Consider the following 20,026-nt stretch of genomic DNA (forward strand, 5'->3'; position numbering starts at 1 on the left):
CAAACAGTTATCATAGAATAATATCACAATGGCAACAATAAAACCATTTAAAGGAATACGCCCTCCTAAAGAGCTAGTTGAACAAATAGAGTCACGTCCTTACGATGTATTGAATTCAGAAGAAGCTAGAGAAGAGGCTAAAGGCAACGAAAAGAGTTTATATCATATTATCAAACCAGAAATTGATTTCGAGGTAGGCGCAAGCGAATACGACCCTAGAGTGTATGAACAAGCAGCTAAAAACTTTAAGAATTTCCAAGAAAAAGGTTGGTTAGTGCAAGACGAAAAAGACCACTATTATATCTATGCACAAACAATGAACAACAAAACTCAATATGGTTTAGTTGTTGGAGCTTATGTGAATGATTATTTAGATGGTACAATTAAGAAGCACGAACTTACTAGAAAGGATAAAGAAGAGGATAGAATGAAGCACGTAAGAGTGTGTGATGCCAATATCGAACCTGTGTTCTTTGCTTATCCCGACAATGCAACTCTTGACCAATTAATAGTGCGTTATGCTGCAACTACACCCGAATATGATTTTATTGCTCCTATTGATGGCTTTAGACATCAATTCTGGATTATCGAGAATACAGAGGATATCAAGCTCATTACCTCAGAATTTGCAAAGATGCCAGCACTTTATATTGCCGACGGACACCATCGTTCAGCAGCTGCAGCCTTAGTTGGTGCAGAGAAAGCACAGCAAAATCCAAATCATAAAGGCGACGAAGAGTATAACTATTTCATGGCCGTTTGTTTCCAAGCATCGCAATTAACCATTCTAGATTACAATAGAGTAGTGACCGATTTAAATGGACTTACAGAGCAAGAGTTCCTTACTAGCCTAGAAAAAGACTTTGTTGTAGAAGATAAAGGAACAGATATTTATCATCCAAATGCCCTACATAACTTCTCACTTTATTTAAATAAACATTGGTATAGCCTAACTTCTAAGGCTGGAACCTTTGACAATAACGACCCAATTGGTGTTTTAGACGTTGATATTTCAAGTCGCTTAATTTTTGATAGTATTTTAGGAATCAAAGATTTCCGTACCGATAAGCGTATAGATTTTGTGGGTGGACTACGTGGTTTAGAAGAACTTAAACGCCGAGTTGATAGTGGAGAGATGCAAATGGCATTGGCACTCTATCCTGTTTCTATGCAACAAATTATGGATATTGCTAATACTGGCAACATAATGCCACCCAAAGCAACATGGTTTGAACCTAAACTTCGTTCGGGATTGGTTATCCATAAGTTGTCGTAAACAATTGTTTATGAGTGATACTTATTTAACAATACAAGATAAAAGCGAGGGGATTTATACCGAAAAGCGTAGTAAATTCCTCGCTTTTGCACATCCTGTAGAAACAATCGAAGAAATAAAAGACCTTCTAAGCGAATATAAAAAGAAGTATTACGATGCTAGGCACGTTTGTTATGCCTATATGTTAGGACCTGAAAGAACTGACTTCAGAGCCAATGATGATGGAGAACCCAGTAGCACTGCAGGTAAACCCATTCTCGGACAGATCAATTCTCGTGAGTTAACTAATATACTTGTGGTGGTTGTTCGTTACTTTGGAGGAGTGAAACTCGGGACAAGTGGATTGATAGTTGCCTATCGTGAGGCGACTGCAGAAGCCCTTTCTGCTGCACAAGTGATAGAGAAGACGATTGAAGAAACTATTACTTTCACCTTTCCTTATGTGATGATGAATAGCGTTATGAGGGTAGTTAAAGAGTTAAACCCACGCATTGTTGAGCAAAAATATGACGAAACGTGTGTTATCACCCTTGCCATTAAGCGCTCGATGGCTTCTTTTTTAGAAGAACGCCTCAATAAATTAGCATTTGAGTAACTTATTCTTAACTTTTATTCTTGTTATTCAAGCTACTAATAACTTCCCTAAAAGAAATATAAAATTAAGATTTTTAGATATAAAAGAGAATAATAATCTTCACATTCACATTATCTGATAAAGAAAATGTTTTCTCTATTGTGTTTGTATTATGGTTTATTGAACTTAAAAGAATAAATATATTATTCGCCAGTTTCTTGTGCAGAGCGAAGTATTATACTTGTTGCGCCAATGGTGAATAATGAACCTTCTTCAATAATTCGGCGTTCTCTATCTCCTAAAATCTCATTATCAACGAATGTTCCAGTGAAACTAGGACCATCACGAAGAACATATTTAAGCTGCCCTTTCTTGTCCTTACTTACATTAATAATGCAATGTGTCATGTCAATACTTGGGTCATTGGTTTCAATTGGACAATTAATTCCGCTGTTCTTCATGTATCTTCCAATCACGTTATCGCCCATTTGAAGAGGGATAATTTGCTTATAATGGAAAACATTTTCGATAACAACGATAGAACCTGCTCCTTTTTCATTAGCATTTTCGTCAAGAATTTCCTCTTTCTGAGTATTCTTTAACTTTGAGATACCAATGCGAACGCCAAATTCCTTGCCACAATCAGGGCAAGAAAATATAAGTGATTGTCCTTCTTGATATTTTGTTTCATCGAATGTTATATAGTTATCGCACTTAGGACATCTTGCTCTTTTCATTCTATTCTTGAATTTTTGTTACCCAACAATCTGCAAAATCAGGGTTGTTATTCAATTTATTCATTGCTTTGTATGCCTCTTTTTCAGATTCATATCTGCCACAAATAACCTTAATATGAGCCCCTTTAGCTAGTATCTCAGCATTTTCAAGTCCTTTGTTTTTAAGACTTTCTGTATAAGCTTCAGCGTTTTTCTTAGTAATTCTACTAGCTAAAACAATAGTATAAAATGTTTCTTGTTTTTGAGGAGCATTCACTTCCTCTATAACTTCCTTAACTTTAACTTCCTTAGTGCTTTCAGCTTGTGGCTTTTGGGCAATTCTCTTAAGAGGAGTTATACCTGATTTCTCAGTTATAACATCATGAGGAATGATTTTATAAAGAAGACTTGTATTGAGTTCACTTTGAATTAAATTGTCCTTTTTGTTAGACAATGGAGTGGGGATGAGCATTAGAACAACGAATAATATTGCTACTGCAGCAATATTTCGGAGCATGCTTATTGATATGCGAATACTCTTTTCTTGGTCTTGTTGTTCTTCTTCTGTATTATAAGAAAGCGACGATTGATTTGCAAATATATTGTTTTTTTCTGATGCTTGTATACCAGAAGGAATATTACTTGTTTCTTTTCTATCTTCAGGTATTTCCTGATTTTGTTTTGCTTTGATTGAATTTAGAGATTCAAGCTCAAACGAACTCAAGCCATAAAGATAGGGAGTGAGTATTCCTGCATCACAAGGAATGAAGTCAAAAGAACCTATTTCGTTTCGATGCAGGTTGCCAATATCGTTTAACTCATATTCACCTTCGTTGTCGAGTATTTGGTTTAGTTCATCAACTTCACTCTCGATGCGTTTAATTGCCTCTGGATAGCTAATGTCATAAGCCTCAATGTACGATTGTGCTAATAATGAATCGTTCATTTTTAGCTGTGGGTTGAATCCTAAAGTTCTATATGGAGGTAAGAATATATGGTCTTTTTCATCATATCTAGCCTCTACATGATGAACCATAAATCCACCAAAATTAGGAATAATAACACAGTCATTATTCAGCAAAAGTACCTCAATATGTCTTTCTAATTCAATCACAAATGCAAATATACCTTATTTTTCTTACTTAAACGAATGCTTCTTTCTCTTTTTGTGGACAAAATCTATCTTTTTATTTTATTTGATTTTTTACCTAAAATACTTTCTTTTAGTTTTTATTTACCCCTATTATTCGTCTCGTGTTACTGAGTATGATTGTTTGTGAAATATGAAAATAGGAATAACACAGCAAGCAACCATACCCATCATTACAAGAATTGTGAGAGTTGCATTGTGGAAGAACAAATTGACATAGTCATTTGTTGTATCTGGGCTACGCACAATTCCTATTAAATCTCTAATGGCTTTGTAGGCAAACATTCCTGGAACCATTGGTAGCAGAGCTGGAAATGCGAATCCTTCGGCAGGATAATGAATCTTCATAGCAGCAGGAATCGCAAGAAGACCGATTGATAAACCTGCAATACTAGATGCTGTTACTTGGTCGAGCATTAATGATTCGTGGTGCATTAAGAAGTATCTAATACCATGACCAACGCATGCAAGTAAGGCTGTTATAAACAAAGCTTTGCGTGGAGGATTAGAGATGATGGCGAAACCTAAACCTGCAATGATAGCAAAAAGCCCATCTTTAATAGCTGCAAGCAATACATTGGGGTAAGTAACTTTTGTTACCGTAAATGGATTTACATCTAAAAGAATAACAGTAAAGGTTAATCCTACTGCAATACAAACCACCAACATAAAGGCTTTTGTAAGTCTTGCAATGCCATTAAGTACGTGATGATCAATCATATCCATAACTCCATTGATGATGGGAACACCTGGAACAAGATATAACATTGATGTTCCTAGCGACATATCTTCAGTTCCTCCGTGAAAGAAAAGGTAGTCGGTAGAGCCTATCATGGTTGAGACAAAGGAGCAAATGGTGAAAACCATAAGTATGTGCCAATGTCTTTTCAAAAGTTCTTGACGAATGAAAAAGCCTATAAAGGTAGCAATCCACACGATTGCAATTGAGGTATAGTTTCCGTCAAAAAGTCTACAAAAGGCAGCATTTGCAAACGAAACTAGGAATAAAACAGTCCATCTGCTTTCTCTTGGCTCTGAAATAATATTCTTAAAGCGAGTCCAAAGTTCATCTAAAGAAAAGTTATTGTCAGATGCAAGCCATGAAAGATGAGACAATTTCATGTTGACATTAAAGTTAAGACCAAGTTCAGGGGTTCTCTTAACGTAGGTATATGAATGTTCTCTATTTTCGTTATGTAGGGTGATACTAACAGAGTTAGGGAGCATAATCATATTGCACCAATAGCCAAATGACTTTGCAATACGTTTAGTGTTATAAGATGTACGAGATGTTTGTGCACCTACTGCATCTAAAGTTGCAGCATATTCTGCTAAGAAAATCGCCTTTTCTTTTAGGTCTTTGTGAATGTCTTCGTTTTGCATACTTGTTTAGTATTCTTTAAAATCATATAATAAACGGACTGCAAAAGTACAATTTTTTTGTTAATTAAGTGGTAATTTTCCTACTTTTAATAATTCTTAAAATCTTGTATTTCTCTTTTTCTAAGTTATAATGGTTACTTTTGATGTAAAATAAGATTTTTTCTAAAGTTTAATAGAATGTATATACTTCGAGAGATGATGAATTTTGACTATATTATTTGTTTTTTTTATATTTATTCTTGAAATAATTTGAGAGAAAATGTATTTTGATTGGGATGTGATGAAGTGATTGTTATTTTGAAAGTTCTATGAGACTCTTTATAGATAATGATGTTTTCTACTTCATTTATTATATGTGTTTATTTGCTAAATTGATATTTTGGGATATGAAATTGATGAATTTTTGTTTCAAAGGAACTTTCATTATATGAAAATAAAATGGAGTTGCATTGTTTTTTGCAACTCCATTTTCTATTAGTCAATATAAAATACTGATTAAAAGCATTGTTTTTGTGATGTAAACTCACTGCTTTTGCCTTGTAATAGCAGTGCTTTTGGCATATAAAAAGATTCATTTTAGTTATGAATATTTTTGATGTTCAATGTGCATTATTTAAAGATAAAGGCATTTTATATTAGATTACAATGTGTTTAGAATCTAAATGATACCTGAATGTCCATGATATTATAGTTTGAGTTAACTAATGTCTTATCTTTAACGATGGCGTATTCGCTTGCAATTCTAAAGTGTTTGTCGATGTCATAGTCGATACCTATCTCGTAAAGACTTTTTGATTGTGCCCAAGAACCAGTAGGAGTGTAGGCGTCGAAACGTGCTTTTGCATATAACTTTTTCTTTATAATTGGTGCAATAACAAGAGCATAACAGCCTTCTGCTTGGTCTCCTAAACTAGAAATACTAACAGATTGCTTGCTCTTCCCATCGGGATTCTTAGATGCAAAAGCTTTTCCTGTAGAATGAATGTATTCACTTCTTAGTGTCCAGTCGTTCTTTTTATATTCTGCCGATAATGCATATCTGCGCTTTTGTAATGTAACAGTTTTGCTAACGCGTTGTGTTGTGGTTATAGTTCCTACAGTAACCTCTTCTGTATAGTTTGCTTTTCGTGTGGTAGAGCCTGTCCAACCAAATGCACCAATGCGCAAACCATCAACAGGCATCACCCATAATCCGCCAATAATGTCTTTTTGTTGGTCAACATCTTTCGTGTTAATACCTTCTCCATTGAATACGCCTATTTGATAATGGAGCAGATTTCGTCCTTCGGCAGTTTTGAGAAAGTCTCCTTGAAGTTGTACGCCTATATCACGACCATTTGATGCATGCTCGCCAGTTCTATCGCTAAAGCCTGAAAGACTGCTTACACTTTGTGCTACACTCATAAATCCTTGGTCGATAGGATGTAAGGGATTGTCAAAAGTAAAAGGCCTTTTGAACTGTCCAAATTTAATTTTTGCGAAGTCATACTTTTGCCATTCTGCAAATAAATCAACCAAACGAGGAGATGTTCCCAATGAGGATGTGTTGCCATTTACTTGCATTTGAATTCTCCAAGCAAAGTCGTTGAGGAATTTTCCGTCAAGAGCAATACGTCCAAGACGAAGATTAAATGAGTTAGAACGATTGCCTTTCTGAGTATTTACGTTGTAATCTAGAATGCCATAACCACTAATTTTTACATTAGTAATCCACTTTGGTATTTCAGTTTGTGCATTCATTGAGAGGGTAGAAGCTAGTAGTGCTGTTGCAAGAATTATATTTCTTATCATAATTAGATTGTTTTTGTTGGTGCAAATGTACAAAAAATATGTAAGAATGACTTTTCTTTATTGAAAAGATTACTAGTCTATGGACGTATGTAACAAGCTCCTAGATGTCTGTAGGAGGAGAACAAGAAAAAAGCTCTCACTGCATTCGAAATGAATTACAATGAGAGCTGAGTTATACTGAATACCTTCTTATTGTTAACCTAATATCTTTTAATTTGTCGTTGTTATGGTTTTATAACCAAATAGCACCTGACTCAACCTCTCCTTGTGTGTAGAAAAGCGTTTGATAGTCGGTTAATGCTTCTGTCCACGATAAACCAAATGCCTTCATAATAGCCTGAATAAAGCGGTTACTGTTAGCACTTAAACTGTTTTCGGCTATCGATTTAGTGTCTGTAGTCTCCTCAAGTTCTTCAATATATTCCTCTCTATTAGCGTAAGTTACTACTGGAATACTAAACGTAATGTCTATATCCGACGCCGAGAGCAGTGCTTTTGAAGGTGCAAAGAACGGACTAAAGTTGCCTGTTTGAGCATCTTTTTTGCCTTTATGTGCATGAACTAATGTTATTTTAAGATTAAAAGTGACACGATTTTGCATAAATCTTAAAACACCTTTGAAGCCCATTGGGTTTGTAGTGCCTGTGAGTTTAGCTTCGCCACTGTGATAGGTTTTGTTCCAAGGAGTGGTGTCTGCATACTTATATTCCAGTAAATCGTTTATAGTGTTCTTAGCTGTTAAAGGCTTGCCTGTGAACATATCGGAAGCATTCTCTATGGTAAAGAAATGTTGATGTTGTGCATCTGCACCATTGTCTATAAACTGTTGATTGATAACTTCTCCTTTGTCGTTGTAGTATTTAATAAACATAAGATACACAGGAGCAGGGTTTGGAGCATCTTCAGTTCCATAATCTTGCGCTTCTATAGTGTAGAATTTAGACTGACTACCATCTGCTAAAGTCCAACCCTTTTGCTTATCGTAGTTATAAGTTACGGTTTGTATACGTCGCATATACTTTGCTTTGCTTTCAGGATTTTGATGTGTGCCACCTTGAGTTTGTACTTTTGTCCACGAACCATGCATGTGACATTCTACTAACTCTACAGAAACCTTCGCTGGCATCTCGTCTTCTTCTTCTAACTTGTTAGAGTTTGGTTTTCCATTGGTATTCTCTTCTTTCGGGGGAGATGGTATTTGATCGTCTATATCTTTTCGACAAGCAGTGAAGAGTGTTGTAAAAACAATAAACATAGCTAACCAATGTACTGGATTTAATACGTTTTTTTTCATGATTTTTGAGTTTTAAAGAATAATTGAGTAATGAAAAATGTTATAATATAGTATTGTTTATTTCACTTCGATAGGAATGTTTACTTGAACATCCCATGTTCCTGTTTGAATCATTAAAGGAGAAGGGTGGTAAAAAGGTGAGAATGCCTGCGTACGAGGATCTTTTTTACCAATATATCCATGAAATAATTCTACTCTAAGCGTATAATTAGCTTTAGGAACTAAAAATCTTATAATACCATTAAGCCCAATAGGATTAGTTGAACCTATAAAACTACCATCTTTAAAATCGGTGTCTGCATAGAGATAATCTATTAAATTTTCAGCTTTTAAGGTAGAGTCTTCTTTGCCATTGACAATCACTGGATTGTTTTTAGGTAACTGGAAGAAATGTTGATGAATAGCATCTTGACCATTAGTGAGGAACTGATAATTCATTAACTCTCCTTTGTTGTTATAATATTTTATAGCAAGGGTGTATACTGGAACCGTGAGTAGTTTGTTATCAACTGTACTTTGTTTGGTAGAGGATACCACAAACTTGCTTGCACTATTAGGAGATATAACCCAACCTTTACCTATTTGTGTTTCGTAAGATATGGTTTGGGTGTTTTGTTTCTCATTGTTTGCATTGGTATTGCTCGTAACTAATTTTCCTGTTTTTGACAGTTCTTCCCACGATTGTGCAGAGTTTACTTCTGTAAGTACTAACTCCATGCGTGCAGGGTCTTCATGAAGTTTGTTTTTAGTCTCATCTACTGATTCGTCGGGATTTGTGTTACAAGCTACAATTGTTAGTGCTATTGTTACCGATGTGGCATATTTTGCCATGGTAGAAAATACATTTTTTTTCATTGTTCTTTTTATTTTATATTATTTATATTATAATGTATCGATTAAAAATACCAACTAATGGTGCATCGAACATCACGTCCCATGTCGTGAGCGTAGTACCTTGAGCGGTTGGTGTATTCTTTATATTCTTTGTTTAGGATGTTGTCTGCAGCTAAATGAATATGCAATTTATTGCTGGTGTTAATGTTCCATTCAACTCCAATCTCTGCTCCAAAGAGGTTATAAGCAGGTGGTGTGAAGTTAATAAGATCGCTTTGAGGGTTAAAACGTGTTTGTTTTGCAACAAAGCGGTGCTTTAATTGCGCATAAGCTTTAATTTTTCCGATGTTGATGTTTTGCCAAGTTATATCATGATCGAAACGGAATGAAGGAATAAAAGGAAGATAATTATTGGTCTTTTTATCATTTGCCCATATTAAACCGCATAGAAAATGATATTCAATGGCCTTGATTGGTTGAACTTTTACATCAAAGTCTATACCACGAAAGAAGGCATTTGTTTGCTTATATTTGAACATTGGGTACGCTCCTGAGATCACAGTTATGAACTGATTGCTTGGTTCATCGTAGATATAACCATTGACCCATTGAAGATAAGCGTCTACTCTTGCATTGATAACGCTATTTTTATACACTGCAGAAGTAACCCATTTCGTACTTTGTTCAGAGTGCATTGTTGTGTCTCCAACCACAAACATACCTGAACCAAGCTCACTTCCGTTGCTATAAAGCTCATAAACGTGAGGTGCACGCCATGCAAGTCCTAGATTAGAAGTAAAGTTCCAGTTCTCTGAAGGACGGTAATTGAAGCCTAAGTTGTAGGAAACATTACTAAAGTTGTGATGTCCTCCGTATAAACTACCAGTGTAATCGTAACCCAAAGCTTTTGTTTCCTGGTTGTCAAAACGAATTCCTACCTCTGCATTCCATTTCTTATGACTGTATTTTTGTATGAAATAAGTGCCAAAATCATACTCAGTGTAGTTGGGGATGATAGGAACAATGCCTGTACCTGCTTGGTTTTTATTCCTAATATGTAGATAAGAAGCACCTAATTCTGTGGTCCAATGGTCATAAGTCTTATCCCATTTAAATAAATGTTGAAACGAAGTGAGGTTCATACTTACAACAGGAATAGAGGAAGGCCCTGCTCTTCTCATTCTGTTTTCTTCTCTATTGTCGTTTTGAAAAGCAACTTGATAAAAGTAATTGCCCAACTTTCCACCATCAAAATATAGTTTTCCAATGGCAGTGTGATGATTAACAGCATGAAAAGGGTAAGTGATAGTGCGAGAAAAAGGCGTAACATATACAGGTTTGCCTAAGGCTATGCGCTCTTGAAGCAACTCTTCGCTACCCATTTGAGCACTGAACATCACACCTTCTTTTCGATTAAATAAACTATAAAAGCCCTCAATTCTGAGCTTACCATGCTTGTATCCTAAGGTTGCCGACATGTTGTGTTCACGATAACCAGTGTTGTTTAGCACATACTTTGCCGTTGAAGCGTCTCCAGAATTGATATATGTTCCTTGTAATCTCCATGCAATGTCACGTAAGAAAGGCATTGTTCCTTCTGCTTCTGCAACCACATTGAAGCGTTTCCCGTTGCTTCCGTAAAGTGTTGATATGCTTCCTGAAGGCTTAACTACTTGATATGGCAGTGTCTTCTGTTCCAGAACAACAATTCCTCCTAATGCTTCTGAACCATAACGAACAGATTCTGCTCCTTTAATAACTTTGATAGTAGCACTTGCATTCTTGTCTATTTCGGGTGCATGGTCGAGTCCCCACTGTTGACCTGTTTGTCTTGCGCCATTGTTTATCATCAGAATTCGGTTGCCATACATTCCATGTATTACTGGTTTTGCTGTGCTTGTGCCTGTTTGAATACTACTAACTCCACTGACATTTTCGAGTAATGACGCCAAAGATTTGCCCATTGCTCCTTGAATGGCTTGTGAATTGATAGTTGATGATACAGAGTTAACACTCACACTACTTTTAGTTCCTCTAACAACCACTTCGTCTAAGCGTTTTGTGTCGGGAATAAGTTGAATGACATTCTGTCCATTTTTATGTTCGATATCGCCAAAATGTAGTTGGATAGTTTTGTATCCAATGCTTGAAACCTTTATAATATCGGTCTTTTTGATGTCTTTTGGAAGTGCAATTAAGCCTTGGCTATTGCTAGGAATAGCTTCTTGATTAATCCAAACATTTACATCATAGACAGGTAATTGGCTTTCCTTGTCTTTAAAGTGTAGTTCAATGGAACTTTCTTTACGCAGCTCTGTAGCTGTTTGTGCAAAGCTAACGTGTGCCGAATAGCCCCAAAGAACAAGTATACTGAGAGCCAGTAGATACTTGTTTTGTTTCATTTTGAAATAGAAAAATTATATGGTTTATTTTTATTAAGCCGACAATTTTTAGCCAATAGTCATTGAACTAAAGTTTAAGCCTAATGTCTTTGTAGAATACTTACAATGAGGTTATCTTTTATAATATACCCAAAGTAAATAAGCGTGAAGTTGTTTATACCTTATTATATATAGGCACAATCGTTTAAGCTGGTGTGTCTATAAATCACTTCGATATATTTAAAAAAAGAAAATACAAGTAAGTTGCATTTTGTTTTAATGCTTTATGCCCAAAAGAATGGAGGAGAATTAGTGTTTATTGATAATATTCTAAGATAAACACAGGGAGTATCGAATGATAGATACTTTACAATAGAATAGGGGACAGGTGTGATATAAACAATGTTCTTTATGGCATTTGCTTTTTGGAACACGAAGTCACAGACACTACAGCTTGCTTTTACTGTTGTGCATGTAGTGCTTTGAGTTGTTTTTACATCACAGTCGTGATTTGTTTCATAATGATAGTGGATTCCTTTTAACGACAGCATTAGAGTGAATGTTAATAATAACATCCATGCATAGCAGCGTTTAATGGTGGTTCTACTTATCATTATACTATTGATTTGTCTTAATGAAAAATTATTATTCGATAGTATTGCAAAGATAAGATTATTCTTTTAAAAAACAATGTTTATGTAATTGTATTGTATTTTTTTAAGAAAGAGAATGTGATAATAATACAAATGTGTGCGTTTTATACTTTGGGTAAAAACAGATTTGTGTCTATCGTGGCTTGTTATTGGTAATTTGATAATGCTTTTTCAGGTGAATTTATAAAATAAAACTCCTTTCTCCGTTTATATCTGACTTGATGTAGTAGGATATATAACGAGGAAAGGAGCTGTAAATAAAATGTAATTCTCTTATTCTTCAATTAAATGAGAGTTTTTCCATACATGAATTAGCTTTTGCACATCGGCTAATGCATCTTCAGGTTCAACCTCATAATGTTCTAAAAGAATATCTCTTAAAGTCTCTTCGGTAAACTCTTTACCTTCAATCTCTCTCCATAAAAGCGCAGACGATTCATTCATACTGATGATGTTGCTAAAGTCTATGTTGTTTTTTCCTTCTGCAATGAGGATAAATTCGCCACAAACTTCTTTTAATGAGAAATCTTTTTTTGTCTTCATATTGATATTTTATTGTGTTATTGTTGCTGAATGATGTTTTTAAGGAATATTTTTCTGTAGATATAGAGCAGATAACGACGAATAGGAAATAGTCTTGTCCAAAAGAAAGAATAGGTTTTCCATTTCCAATGATTGGTGTAATCTATTGTTTTTCTGCCTTTTCTGTAGAACCCAATCACCGATGCTCTGATATCGCTAATGGTGCAATATTCGCAAAGATAGTTGCCGTCTCCTCGTAGAGTTACTTTGTTTCCTTTAATTGAAATGATTCTATGTAACACGTATTGTTGACCAGTTAATTCGGCAAGCACAGGGTCTCCAACCTTAATGTTGGTAGGTTGGGTTAGAATAGCTTTGTCTCTTCCATTTTCAAGAAATGGGCGCATGCTGTAACCATATAGATTAATGGTTGCAGTATGTCCTTCTCTAATGAGTCTTATTATTTCGGGGAAGAATTGCTTATTGCTTAAATGAATGTTTGTTGTTTGGCTATTGTTTTGTGACATATTTGTGCAGCTTCTTTATTGGGTAAACAATGAAGAATGTAATGTGATGTTAATTCAACCAATTTGAATATAATTTGTTGTGTATTATTATAAATAATCTTATCCCATTTCATTGTAGATATTGCAGGAAGGAGTGATGCTATGGCCTCAACAGGGCGGAGTTGATCGATAGAGTTGGTTGAGGATCGATCTATTCTTGTAATTGCTCCAAGCTTAGCTTTAATTTTTCTATAACAAGGAGTCTTTCCACTCCATGGTGTTCCGTATATAAATGCTTCGTTGTTTATGATGCGTATTGCAGGACAATCGTCGTTCATAAGATCACAATTGGGGATATATCTTAGCCAAGAGCTAACTTGTGTACTCTTACCTGTTCCACTTTTTGCTATGAAAGCATATCCATAGCCGTTTTGTCTTACTAAAGATGCATGGACTAAACAAGTGTCTTTAAATCCGCCAGCAAAGGCATACATAAGGATAAGAGCGTTGTTTAATCCAAAACTACGCATCGTATAGCTTCCCAATAGCCTGCAACGGCATTCTGTAAAATCATCATTTGTTATTAATAAACAACACTCTTTGTTGTGGATGTTATTTATGATAAACTGATAGCCACCAGTAGTTATTTTGTCGACACTGGTCTCTCCATTTCCTGTGTCAAAGTTTCTGATTTTCTCTAACTTCTCTTCTGCGAGAAGATCTAATTCGTCTAAAACAGTCAAAGTAAACAATCTTTCTCCTTTTGCTTCATTTGTTGCAAAAGAACTAAATGATGGAATGAGATTAATATTGTTCGTTCCATCACCTTCGAAGATTATTCTGATGTCTAACTCAGCGATATTAAAATCGTGAATATCTTGGGTCTTCATTGATTGTGATAATGTCTTATGCTTATAATCTTTTCCTACTTATATAATAGTAACGATCTACTTAAAAGACGAGAGTTTACCAAGTGGCTTGTAATAGTATTGCTATTGCTATATAAAAGCATAGCTTTAGACTACAAATAGCAATGAGTTTACATTGCAAAAGCTATTCTATTGTAGTAGGAGTAATTGGCTTAAATATAAAACTTGTGTTGTCGATTTGTTTTATTTGATATAAGCCTGGGTCTAAATACTTCTTTTTTATAACCAAATATTTCTTCTCAATATCTTTTTTTTCTGTAGCAAATATTGTGCTTACAGTTGGTGTTTGTTCTCCGATAGCTTTTAAATAATCTCTTAGTTGATAGGAATAATTGTCTCTTTCAACAAGAAATTTAGTTTTACTATCGATGTAAGCATTGCTTATTTCTTGAATTTCTGTAATATATAATGTTGAATCTTTGAATGAAGTTGCAACACCAAAGATGTATATTTTGGTTTGTTTTGTTGCTGAGAATCCGCTAATAAAGCAGATGAAGAATAATAAAAGAAGCACTAACTTCTTGTTGTTTACAATTGCCATAAATATTATTTCTATTTGATTTCCTAACTCTTTTGAAACCATAAATTAATGTTTCATAGCTCTAAGAGGTTACTATTAAAAGGCTGTTTTGTTGATTATTTATTCTTAAAATATTTAATTATAGTAGCCATTTATAATTTCTTCCTTTAGAGTTACGCTCTATCTTAATTATATTGGTTTGCTCCTTTGACAAAAATAGTGAGATATTATAAATTAATTTATCTTTGTTTACTTATTTTCCAAGGTAACTTTTGAGAAGTTTGTTTTGTGTATTCTTTCTTAATTTCCTTATTGCTTTCTCTCTAATCTGTCGTGCTCGTTCTCTTGTTAATCCCTTTTTTGCACCAATCTCTTGAAGAGTCATCTCAGGTTGGTTGATTCCATAGAATGCTTCAATAACGAAACGTTCACGTTCATCTAATATATTTAGAGCCAACTTCAATTCTTCTCGAAGCGATTCTAATAATAAATGAGTATCAATATCTGGTCCTTCGTTTCCTTGAAGCAGATCTGCAAGTCCATTATCATTGCCGTCTGTTAATGGAGCATCCATCGAAACGTGTCGGTTATTGCCTTTAATTGCGTCTGAAACTCTTTCTTGTGGTAAGTTGATCTCTTCTGCAATCTCTGCAATAGAAGGTTTTCTTTCGAACTCTTGTTCAAATTTATGTGATATTTTATTTATCTTATTTACCGATCCTACTTGGTTGAGTGGTAAACGAACAAGACGACTTTGGTCGGCAAGAGCTTGCATAATACTTTGGCGAATCCACCAAACTGCATATGAGATGAATTTGAATCCTCTTGTATCATCAAACTTTTCTGCAGCTTTTATCAAGCCAATGTTTCCCTCATTGATAAGGTCTGGAAGACTAAGTCCTTGGTGTTGATATTGTTTTGCAACAGAAACAACAAAGCGTAAATTTGCTCTTGTAAGCTTTTGAAGGGCATCTTTGTCACCTTCTTTAATCTTACGGGCAAGGGTAATCTCTTCTTCTGTGGTGAGAAGTTTCTCTTGTGTAATTTCTTGTAAATATTTATCAAGAGTAGAATCTTCTCGATTTGTAATCGATTTGGATATCTTTAGTTGTCTCATTTGTCTGCAGATTTTGTGCTATTTGCAAATATATAGATTTTATTTAATATTGACAAGAACTTTAAATGATTTATTCATGCCATTTTATATATTCTGTATCTTTGAATGGTTGAATATTTCTGTACTTGTATATTATGCTTTTTCTCTAGTGTGATTCGTCTCTTTGATTCCTAAAAAAAGAATCAACGAGGAAACAACTTGTTTTGTCTCCTCGTTGATTGTAGATAAATTATACGAATAAAGTTTATTGGTTGATTTGTATTGCAAAGTAATCTTTCTTGCCAGTAGGCCATATTCCTTTGATATAAAGGACTGGATCCTTAGATGTAGAGGCTGATTTTACCGCATTTTGAAGGTCTGATAAAGATTTCATCGGAGTGTCATTGACATCTAAGATGATAAGACCTTTACCGATTCCAGCCTTTTTTAATGCGCCATCATTTACCTTAATTACTTCCAAACCATAAGCAATTTTTAGTTCATTCTTTTGTTGTTCTGTTACAGTACGGAAGTTTCCACCAAGTACATCAAGGTCGGCTGTCTTCATTATACTTGTATTTCCTTGTGCATTTTTCAGTGTTACAGTTTTACTTTCTTTGTTCTTATTGTGTAAATAAGTGATTGTGAGCTTGTCACCAGGGCGTTTTCCTGCCATAAGTTCCTGAAGTTCTGACATTTTTGTAACCTTTTTACCATCTACTGCAATAATAATGTCACCTTCTTTTAAGCCTGCAGACTCGCCTGCACTATTATTTTCTACTTTTGAAACATATATACCTTCGTTTGTTCCGAGGTCTAGTTCTTTTCCCTCTTCTTTTTGTTTGTCTTTCCAGTCGAGTACATTTGTACCTATAATGCCTAACATTGCACGTTGAACGGTACCATATTTCTTGAGGTCTTCCACAACTTTTGTCATAATAGTTGTAGGAATTGCAAATCCATAACCGCTGTAAGACCCTGTTTGAGAATAGAGCATTGCATTGATACCAACAAGCTCTCCACGTGTGTTGACAAGTGCACCACCTGAATTTCCGCTGTTAATTGCAGCATCGGTTTGTATGAAAGACTCCACACCATTAGCTCCTAAAGAACGTGCTTTGGCACTAACAATACCCGCAGTAACAGTGTTATTGAGGTTGAAAGGGTTACCAACGGCAAGCACCCATTCGCCTACTTTAAGATCATCAGAGTTTCCTATTTGAATAGCAGGTAAATTTTTCCCGTCTATTTTGATCAAAGCAAGGTCCGAATTCTTATCTGTTCCTATTATTCTTGCATTGTATTCACGATTATCGTTTAGGGTAACTGTAAGCTGATCAGCTCCTTCTACAACGTGATTGTTGGTTACAATGTATCCATCGGGAGAGATAATGACACCACTTCCGCTAGCTTCTCTCTTTGGAGTTTGTACTTGTCGCTTTTGAGTTCCGCCTTGTCCGCCACGTGGATTGCCAAAGAATCCGAATGGATCTCCAAAGAAATCAGAGAAAGGATCAGACTCTACATTAACAGTTTGTACCTTACTATTTTGGACATATTTAATATATACCACAGCAGGAAGAGACTTATCTGCTGCGTAAGTTAAATCAACAAGTTGCCCTGTTGGTGCTGCTGTTGATGTATTTGCATTTACTTTTAAAAAAGTTCCTGTAGATAATGCCATGGCACCAATACACATAGCACCAAGAACATGCTTAGAATAATTTTTCATATGCAATAATTTAATTTGTTTTTATTGATGGCTTTATACTCTATTAAAACAGAGTTTTATGTCGTTTTCGTGTTAAGTCGTTACAAATATAACTGCAAAATATATGAATTTATCATTCTATAGATAATCTTTATTCTGTTTTAACAGTTTGAAGTAAACTCTTAACGGCTATTAAACACATATTCTTTCTTTTTTCTTTCTTTTATTGATTATTCTATTTGAATTGTATTATTAGTTAGAATATGGAGGGCTTGTTCTTGCTTAAATCGATATACTAGAATAAATAAAAGGTATCTATTTACTCATTTTTATTTCTTTTCAGCACTTAAATCCATATATATTTCCTATCTTTGCAATTAAGAAATGCAGAGTTTTGTTTCTGTCGTTTGCCTTTAAAAGAGGCAAAAGGAAAGTCCGGGCAGCGTAGAGCGTTTCGCTTTTGAAAGTAAAAGCTACTAGTAATAGTAGGATATGGTAGAAGAAAATAACCGCCATCGCAAGATGGTAAGGGTGAGAAGGTAGTGTAAGAGACTACCAGTTAATGGGTGATCGTTAAGCTGTACCATCCGAAAGCTGCAAGTTCGCGTATACCATCGTTTGAGAGTTGCTCGCTCGAATTATTTCGATGGAGGGTAGAATGCTTGAGTTGTAAGGTGACTTGCAATCTAGATAAATGACAGATGCCTTTATTTTTCGAGAGAATATAAAGGAACAGAACCCGGCTTATAGAGACTCTGTTTTTCTTTTTGTTACACTTTAGATTAAGAAAGATACGTGACAACAAAATTTGGAGACTTAAAACAATTTCTGACAACAGATATTTGGCGCATCAGTTCTAGTGATGTGTCTACCTTGCGTTATTTTTTTTATAACGTAATAAAAGTTCTTTTTCTCTCTATTAGATTCTTTACAACGAAGCGGATAATGGACTATGCATCTGCATTAACCTATAGTTCGCTCCTTGCTGTTGTACCAATTTGTGCTGTGGTGTTTGCTATTGCTAGAGGATTTGGTTACTCTAAATACATCGAAGTGTGGTTTAGAGGTGCTTTAGATAGTCAACCTCAGGTGGCAGAGACCATTATTGGTTTTGTAAACTCGTATCTTGTGCATACAAAAAGTGGTGTATTCTTAGGAATTGGACTTATTTTTATGCTCTGGACTATCATTATGTTAACCAGAAAAACAGAGCTTACATTTAACGATATATGGAATGTTAAATCAGAAAGAACAATTGTTCGCACTTTTGTAGATTATATTGCGATGTTCTTTATCATTCCTATCATGATTGTTTTAACATCGGGGATTTCCATATACATATCAACAATTGCAGATAAAGCGCATGCTTATACTTTTTTAGGGAGCATGATGGAGGGTATTATTGCATTAATGCCATATGCCATTATGTCGATAGTTTTTATCCTATTCTATGTGTTTATGCCCAATACTAACGTAAAAATAAGGTCAACTATCGTTCCTGGAATTCTTTCTGGATTTGCAATGCAGCTCTTACAATATGTGTATATCAACTCACAGATATTCCTTTCAAGTTATAATGCCATTTATGGCTCATTTGCAGCCTTGCCTCTTTTTATGTTATGGTTACAGCTTTCGTGGACTATTTGTTTGTTCGGAGCCGAACTATGTTATACAAATCAAAATTTAGAGAAGTTTGATTTGTTTACTGATATAAAGAAATTAAGCTATCGATATAAGCTATTTTTAAGTCTCGTATTATTAAATAAGGTTTGCAAACGTTTTGCTTTAGGAGGAAAACCATATACTGCAAGGGAGCTAAAAATAGAAACAAATGTTCCTATTAGAGTAGTACAAAACCTGTTAGACGATTTGGTTGAGGCTGAGCTGATGAGTAAGAGTATTATGATAGGAGGAGAACAAGACCCTGTATATCAACCAACAACATCGCCAGAGTATATCTCCGTGGGAGTGGCAATAGATCGTTTAGAGGCTTTGGGGCAATGGAATGTGGATATGAATATACGTGAAGAGGTGGAAGATAGTGATGCTTGGCAAGCCGTATACACCATTCGTCGAAACTACCTGAAAAGCTTGCGGAAAGTAGCTGTTATCGACTTGTAAACAAAAAGCATAGTAATTTAATTATAAAAGCATAACAATTACAAGGTAAAAGCATAGCAATTATAATGTAAAAGCATTGCATTTACGAGATAATAAAATAATAGTCTAAAGCAATAAAGAATAATATGGAATGGATTTCTAATGATTTCGAACGACAATTGAGACATAAAATAGCTCATTACGACTATTTAGATACTTTTCCCAAGATGGCAGATTTTGGTGTTAATAGATCTGAATTTGACGATTATGTCATCGAAAAACAATCTATTTTAGATATGGAAGGTAATGCACGAAAACGCTACACGCTATTAGCACTCATCTTCTTATTGCCCTTTTTTGTGTTGTCTGCTTTTCCCGAACAATATCTTCCATTGGGTAATTATGCTTTTCTTATAGGTTTCGTAATAGGCTTTTTATTAGTAGCCTTACAACAATGGACTATAAAAAAGGTAAAACAAAAAAGATTAAATAGAATTCATCATCCTCAAATAGAAAAGTATATAGAAGCTGTGAACTTATTTTCTATGAAATAATAAGAAATCATTTGTGTCAGACAAAATAAGTACAAT

The 20,026-nt window shown here is 34.8% G+C and carries 18 protein-coding genes and 1 other RNA gene; 5 read left to right on the forward strand and 14 right to left on the reverse strand.

Translation table 11 applies throughout. The annotated features are described in order from the left end of the window. Window positions 1-28: 28 nt before the first annotated feature. On the forward strand, window positions 29-1,276 hold the full coding sequence (locus HMPREF0669_RS03300; protein WP_009228477.1) for a DUF1015 domain-containing protein: 1,248 nt from the start codon (window positions 29-31) through the stop codon (window positions 1,274-1,276). Window positions 1,277-1,286: 10 nt separating this feature from the next. Then, the gene (locus HMPREF0669_RS03305) at window positions 1,287-1,871 is read left to right on the forward strand and encodes a YigZ family protein (RefSeq protein WP_020967118.1); all 585 of its coding nucleotides are present in this window, start codon (window positions 1,287-1,289) and stop codon (window positions 1,869-1,871) included. 182 nt (window positions 1,872-2,053) lie between these two features. On the opposite strand, the gene HMPREF0669_RS03310 is transcribed toward HMPREF0669_RS03305, so the two are convergent. From HMPREF0669_RS03310 to HMPREF0669_RS03375, 14 genes are all read right to left on the reverse strand, one after another. Beyond that, window positions 2,054-2,587, reverse strand: coding sequence for an FHA domain-containing protein (locus HMPREF0669_RS03310; protein WP_009228479.1), 534 nt, complete (start codon window positions 2,585-2,587; stop codon window positions 2,054-2,056). A 1-nt stretch (window position 2,588) separates the two neighbouring features. Further along, a complete protein-coding gene (locus HMPREF0669_RS03315; protein ID WP_020967119.1) occupies window positions 2,589-3,680 on the reverse strand; it encodes an SPOR domain-containing protein in 1,092 nt (363 codons plus the stop codon). Window positions 3,681-3,809: 129 nt separating this feature from the next. Then, complete coding sequence (locus tag HMPREF0669_RS03320; RefSeq protein ID WP_009228481.1) at window positions 3,810-5,099, reverse strand: threonine/serine exporter ThrE family protein; 1,290 nt, start codon at window positions 5,097-5,099, stop codon at window positions 3,810-3,812. 651 nt (window positions 5,100-5,750) lie between these two features. Continuing rightward, window positions 5,751-6,890 (reverse strand): porin, encoded by a 1,140-nt coding sequence (locus HMPREF0669_RS03325; RefSeq protein WP_020967120.1) that lies wholly within the window; start codon window positions 6,888-6,890, stop codon window positions 5,751-5,753. Between the two features lie 232 nt (window positions 6,891-7,122). Then, on the reverse strand, window positions 7,123-8,184 hold the full coding sequence (locus HMPREF0669_RS03330; RefSeq protein WP_020967121.1) for a hypothetical protein: 1,062 nt from the start codon (window positions 8,182-8,184) through the stop codon (window positions 7,123-7,125). A gap of 57 nt (window positions 8,185-8,241) precedes the next feature. Then, entirely contained in the window at window positions 8,242-9,039 is a 798-nt protein-coding gene (locus HMPREF0669_RS03335; RefSeq protein ID WP_009228484.1) for a hypothetical protein, read from the reverse strand. A 41-nt stretch (window positions 9,040-9,080) separates the two neighbouring features. Beyond that, the gene (locus tag HMPREF0669_RS03340; RefSeq protein ID WP_009228485.1) at window positions 9,081-11,420 is read right to left on the reverse strand and encodes a TonB-dependent receptor domain-containing protein; all 2,340 of its coding nucleotides are present in this window, start codon (window positions 11,418-11,420) and stop codon (window positions 9,081-9,083) included. A gap of 263 nt (window positions 11,421-11,683) precedes the next feature. Beyond that, the gene (locus tag HMPREF0669_RS03345; RefSeq protein WP_020967122.1) at window positions 11,684-12,013 is read right to left on the reverse strand and encodes a hypothetical protein; all 330 of its coding nucleotides are present in this window, start codon (window positions 12,011-12,013) and stop codon (window positions 11,684-11,686) included. Window positions 12,014-12,325: 312 nt separating this feature from the next. Next, complete coding sequence (locus HMPREF0669_RS03350) at window positions 12,326-12,595, reverse strand: PqqD family protein (RefSeq protein WP_009228486.1); 270 nt, start codon at window positions 12,593-12,595, stop codon at window positions 12,326-12,328. 17 nt (window positions 12,596-12,612) lie between these two features. Next, window positions 12,613-13,101 carry a S24/S26 family peptidase gene (locus tag HMPREF0669_RS03355; RefSeq protein ID WP_009228487.1) on the reverse strand — a complete coding sequence of 163 codons (489 nt, stop codon included), beginning with the start codon at window positions 13,099-13,101 and terminating at the stop codon, window positions 12,613-12,615. Next, a complete protein-coding gene (locus HMPREF0669_RS03360) occupies window positions 13,062-13,970 on the reverse strand; it encodes a hypothetical protein (RefSeq protein WP_009228488.1) in 909 nt (302 codons plus the stop codon). Before HMPREF0669_RS03360 ends, HMPREF0669_RS03355 begins: the two co-directional genes overlap by 40 nt. A 163-nt stretch (window positions 13,971-14,133) precedes the next feature. After that, on the reverse strand, window positions 14,134-14,550 hold the full coding sequence (locus HMPREF0669_RS03365; protein WP_044045693.1) for a hypothetical protein: 417 nt from the start codon (window positions 14,548-14,550) through the stop codon (window positions 14,134-14,136). A gap of 232 nt (window positions 14,551-14,782) precedes the next feature. Beyond that, window positions 14,783-15,646 (reverse strand): RNA polymerase sigma factor RpoD/SigA, encoded by an 864-nt coding sequence (locus tag HMPREF0669_RS03370; protein WP_009228490.1) that lies wholly within the window; start codon window positions 15,644-15,646, stop codon window positions 14,783-14,785. A gap of 244 nt (window positions 15,647-15,890) precedes the next feature. Continuing rightward, a complete protein-coding gene (locus HMPREF0669_RS03375) occupies window positions 15,891-17,357 on the reverse strand; it encodes a Do family serine endopeptidase (RefSeq protein WP_009228491.1) in 1,467 nt (488 codons plus the stop codon). 365 nt (window positions 17,358-17,722) lie between these two features. Here HMPREF0669_RS03375 and rnpB point away from each other — a divergent pair. The 3 genes from rnpB (at window position 17,723) to HMPREF0669_RS03385 (ending at window position 19,990) form a co-directional block, all read left to right on the forward strand. After that, window positions 17,723-18,099, forward strand: an RNA gene (gene rnpB / locus HMPREF0669_RS09990) — RNase P RNA component class A. 32 nt (window positions 18,100-18,131) lie between these two features. Further along, window positions 18,132-19,457, forward strand: a complete 1,326-nt coding sequence (locus tag HMPREF0669_RS03380) for a YihY/virulence factor BrkB family protein (RefSeq protein ID WP_009228492.1) — start codon at window positions 18,132-18,134, stop codon at window positions 19,455-19,457. Window positions 19,458-19,582: 125 nt separating this feature from the next. Beyond that, window positions 19,583-19,990 (forward strand): hypothetical protein, encoded by a 408-nt coding sequence (locus HMPREF0669_RS03385; protein WP_009228493.1) that lies wholly within the window; start codon window positions 19,583-19,585, stop codon window positions 19,988-19,990. The last annotated feature ends 36 nt before the right edge of the window (window positions 19,991-20,026 follow it).

This window comes from Prevotella sp. oral taxon 299 str. F0039 (assembly GCF_000163055.2).
GTDB lineage: Bacteria > Bacteroidota > Bacteroidia > Bacteroidales > Bacteroidaceae > Prevotella.

Bases quoted from the DNA above. Each gene is read 5' to 3' on its own strand.
- HMPREF0669_RS03300 (WP_009228477.1), top strand. From the start codon at position 29: ATGGCAACAATAAAACCATTTAAAGGAATACGCCCTCCTAAAGAGCTA.
- HMPREF0669_RS03305 (WP_020967118.1), top strand. From the start codon at position 1,287: ATGAGTGATACTTATTTAACAATACAAGATAAAAGCGAGGGGATTTAT.
- HMPREF0669_RS03310 (WP_009228479.1), bottom strand. From the start codon at position 2,587: ATGAAAAGAGCAAGATGTCCTAAGTGCGATAACTATATAACATTCGAT.
- HMPREF0669_RS03320 (WP_009228481.1), bottom strand. From the start codon at position 5,099: ATGCAAAACGAAGACATTCACAAAGACCTAAAAGAAAAGGCGATTTTC.
- HMPREF0669_RS03325 (WP_020967120.1), bottom strand. From the start codon at position 6,890: ATGATAAGAAATATAATTCTTGCAACAGCACTACTAGCTTCTACCCTC.
- HMPREF0669_RS03330 (WP_020967121.1), bottom strand. From the start codon at position 8,184: ATGAAAAAAAACGTATTAAATCCAGTACATTGGTTAGCTATGTTTATT.
- HMPREF0669_RS03335 (WP_009228484.1), bottom strand. From the start codon at position 9,039: ATGAAAAAAAATGTATTTTCTACCATGGCAAAATATGCCACATCGGTA.
- HMPREF0669_RS03340 (WP_009228485.1), bottom strand. From the start codon at position 11,420: ATGAAACAAAACAAGTATCTACTGGCTCTCAGTATACTTGTTCTTTGG.
- HMPREF0669_RS03345 (WP_020967122.1), bottom strand. From the start codon at position 12,013: ATGATAAGTAGAACCACCATTAAACGCTGCTATGCATGGATGTTATTA.
- HMPREF0669_RS03350 (WP_009228486.1), bottom strand. From the start codon at position 12,595: ATGAAGACAAAAAAAGATTTCTCATTAAAAGAAGTTTGTGGCGAATTT.
- HMPREF0669_RS03355 (WP_009228487.1), bottom strand. From the start codon at position 13,101: ATGTCACAAAACAATAGCCAAACAACAAACATTCATTTAAGCAATAAG.
- HMPREF0669_RS03360 (WP_009228488.1), bottom strand. From the start codon at position 13,970: ATGAAGACCCAAGATATTCACGATTTTAATATCGCTGAGTTAGACATC.
- HMPREF0669_RS03365 (WP_044045693.1), bottom strand. From the start codon at position 14,550: ATGGCAATTGTAAACAACAAGAAGTTAGTGCTTCTTTTATTATTCTTC.
- HMPREF0669_RS03370 (WP_009228490.1), bottom strand. From the start codon at position 15,646: ATGAGACAACTAAAGATATCCAAATCGATTACAAATCGAGAAGATTCT.
- HMPREF0669_RS03375 (WP_009228491.1), bottom strand. From the start codon at position 17,357: ATGAAAAATTATTCTAAGCATGTTCTTGGTGCTATGTGTATTGGTGCC.
- HMPREF0669_RS03385 (WP_009228493.1), top strand. From the start codon at position 19,583: ATGGAATGGATTTCTAATGATTTCGAACGACAATTGAGACATAAAATA.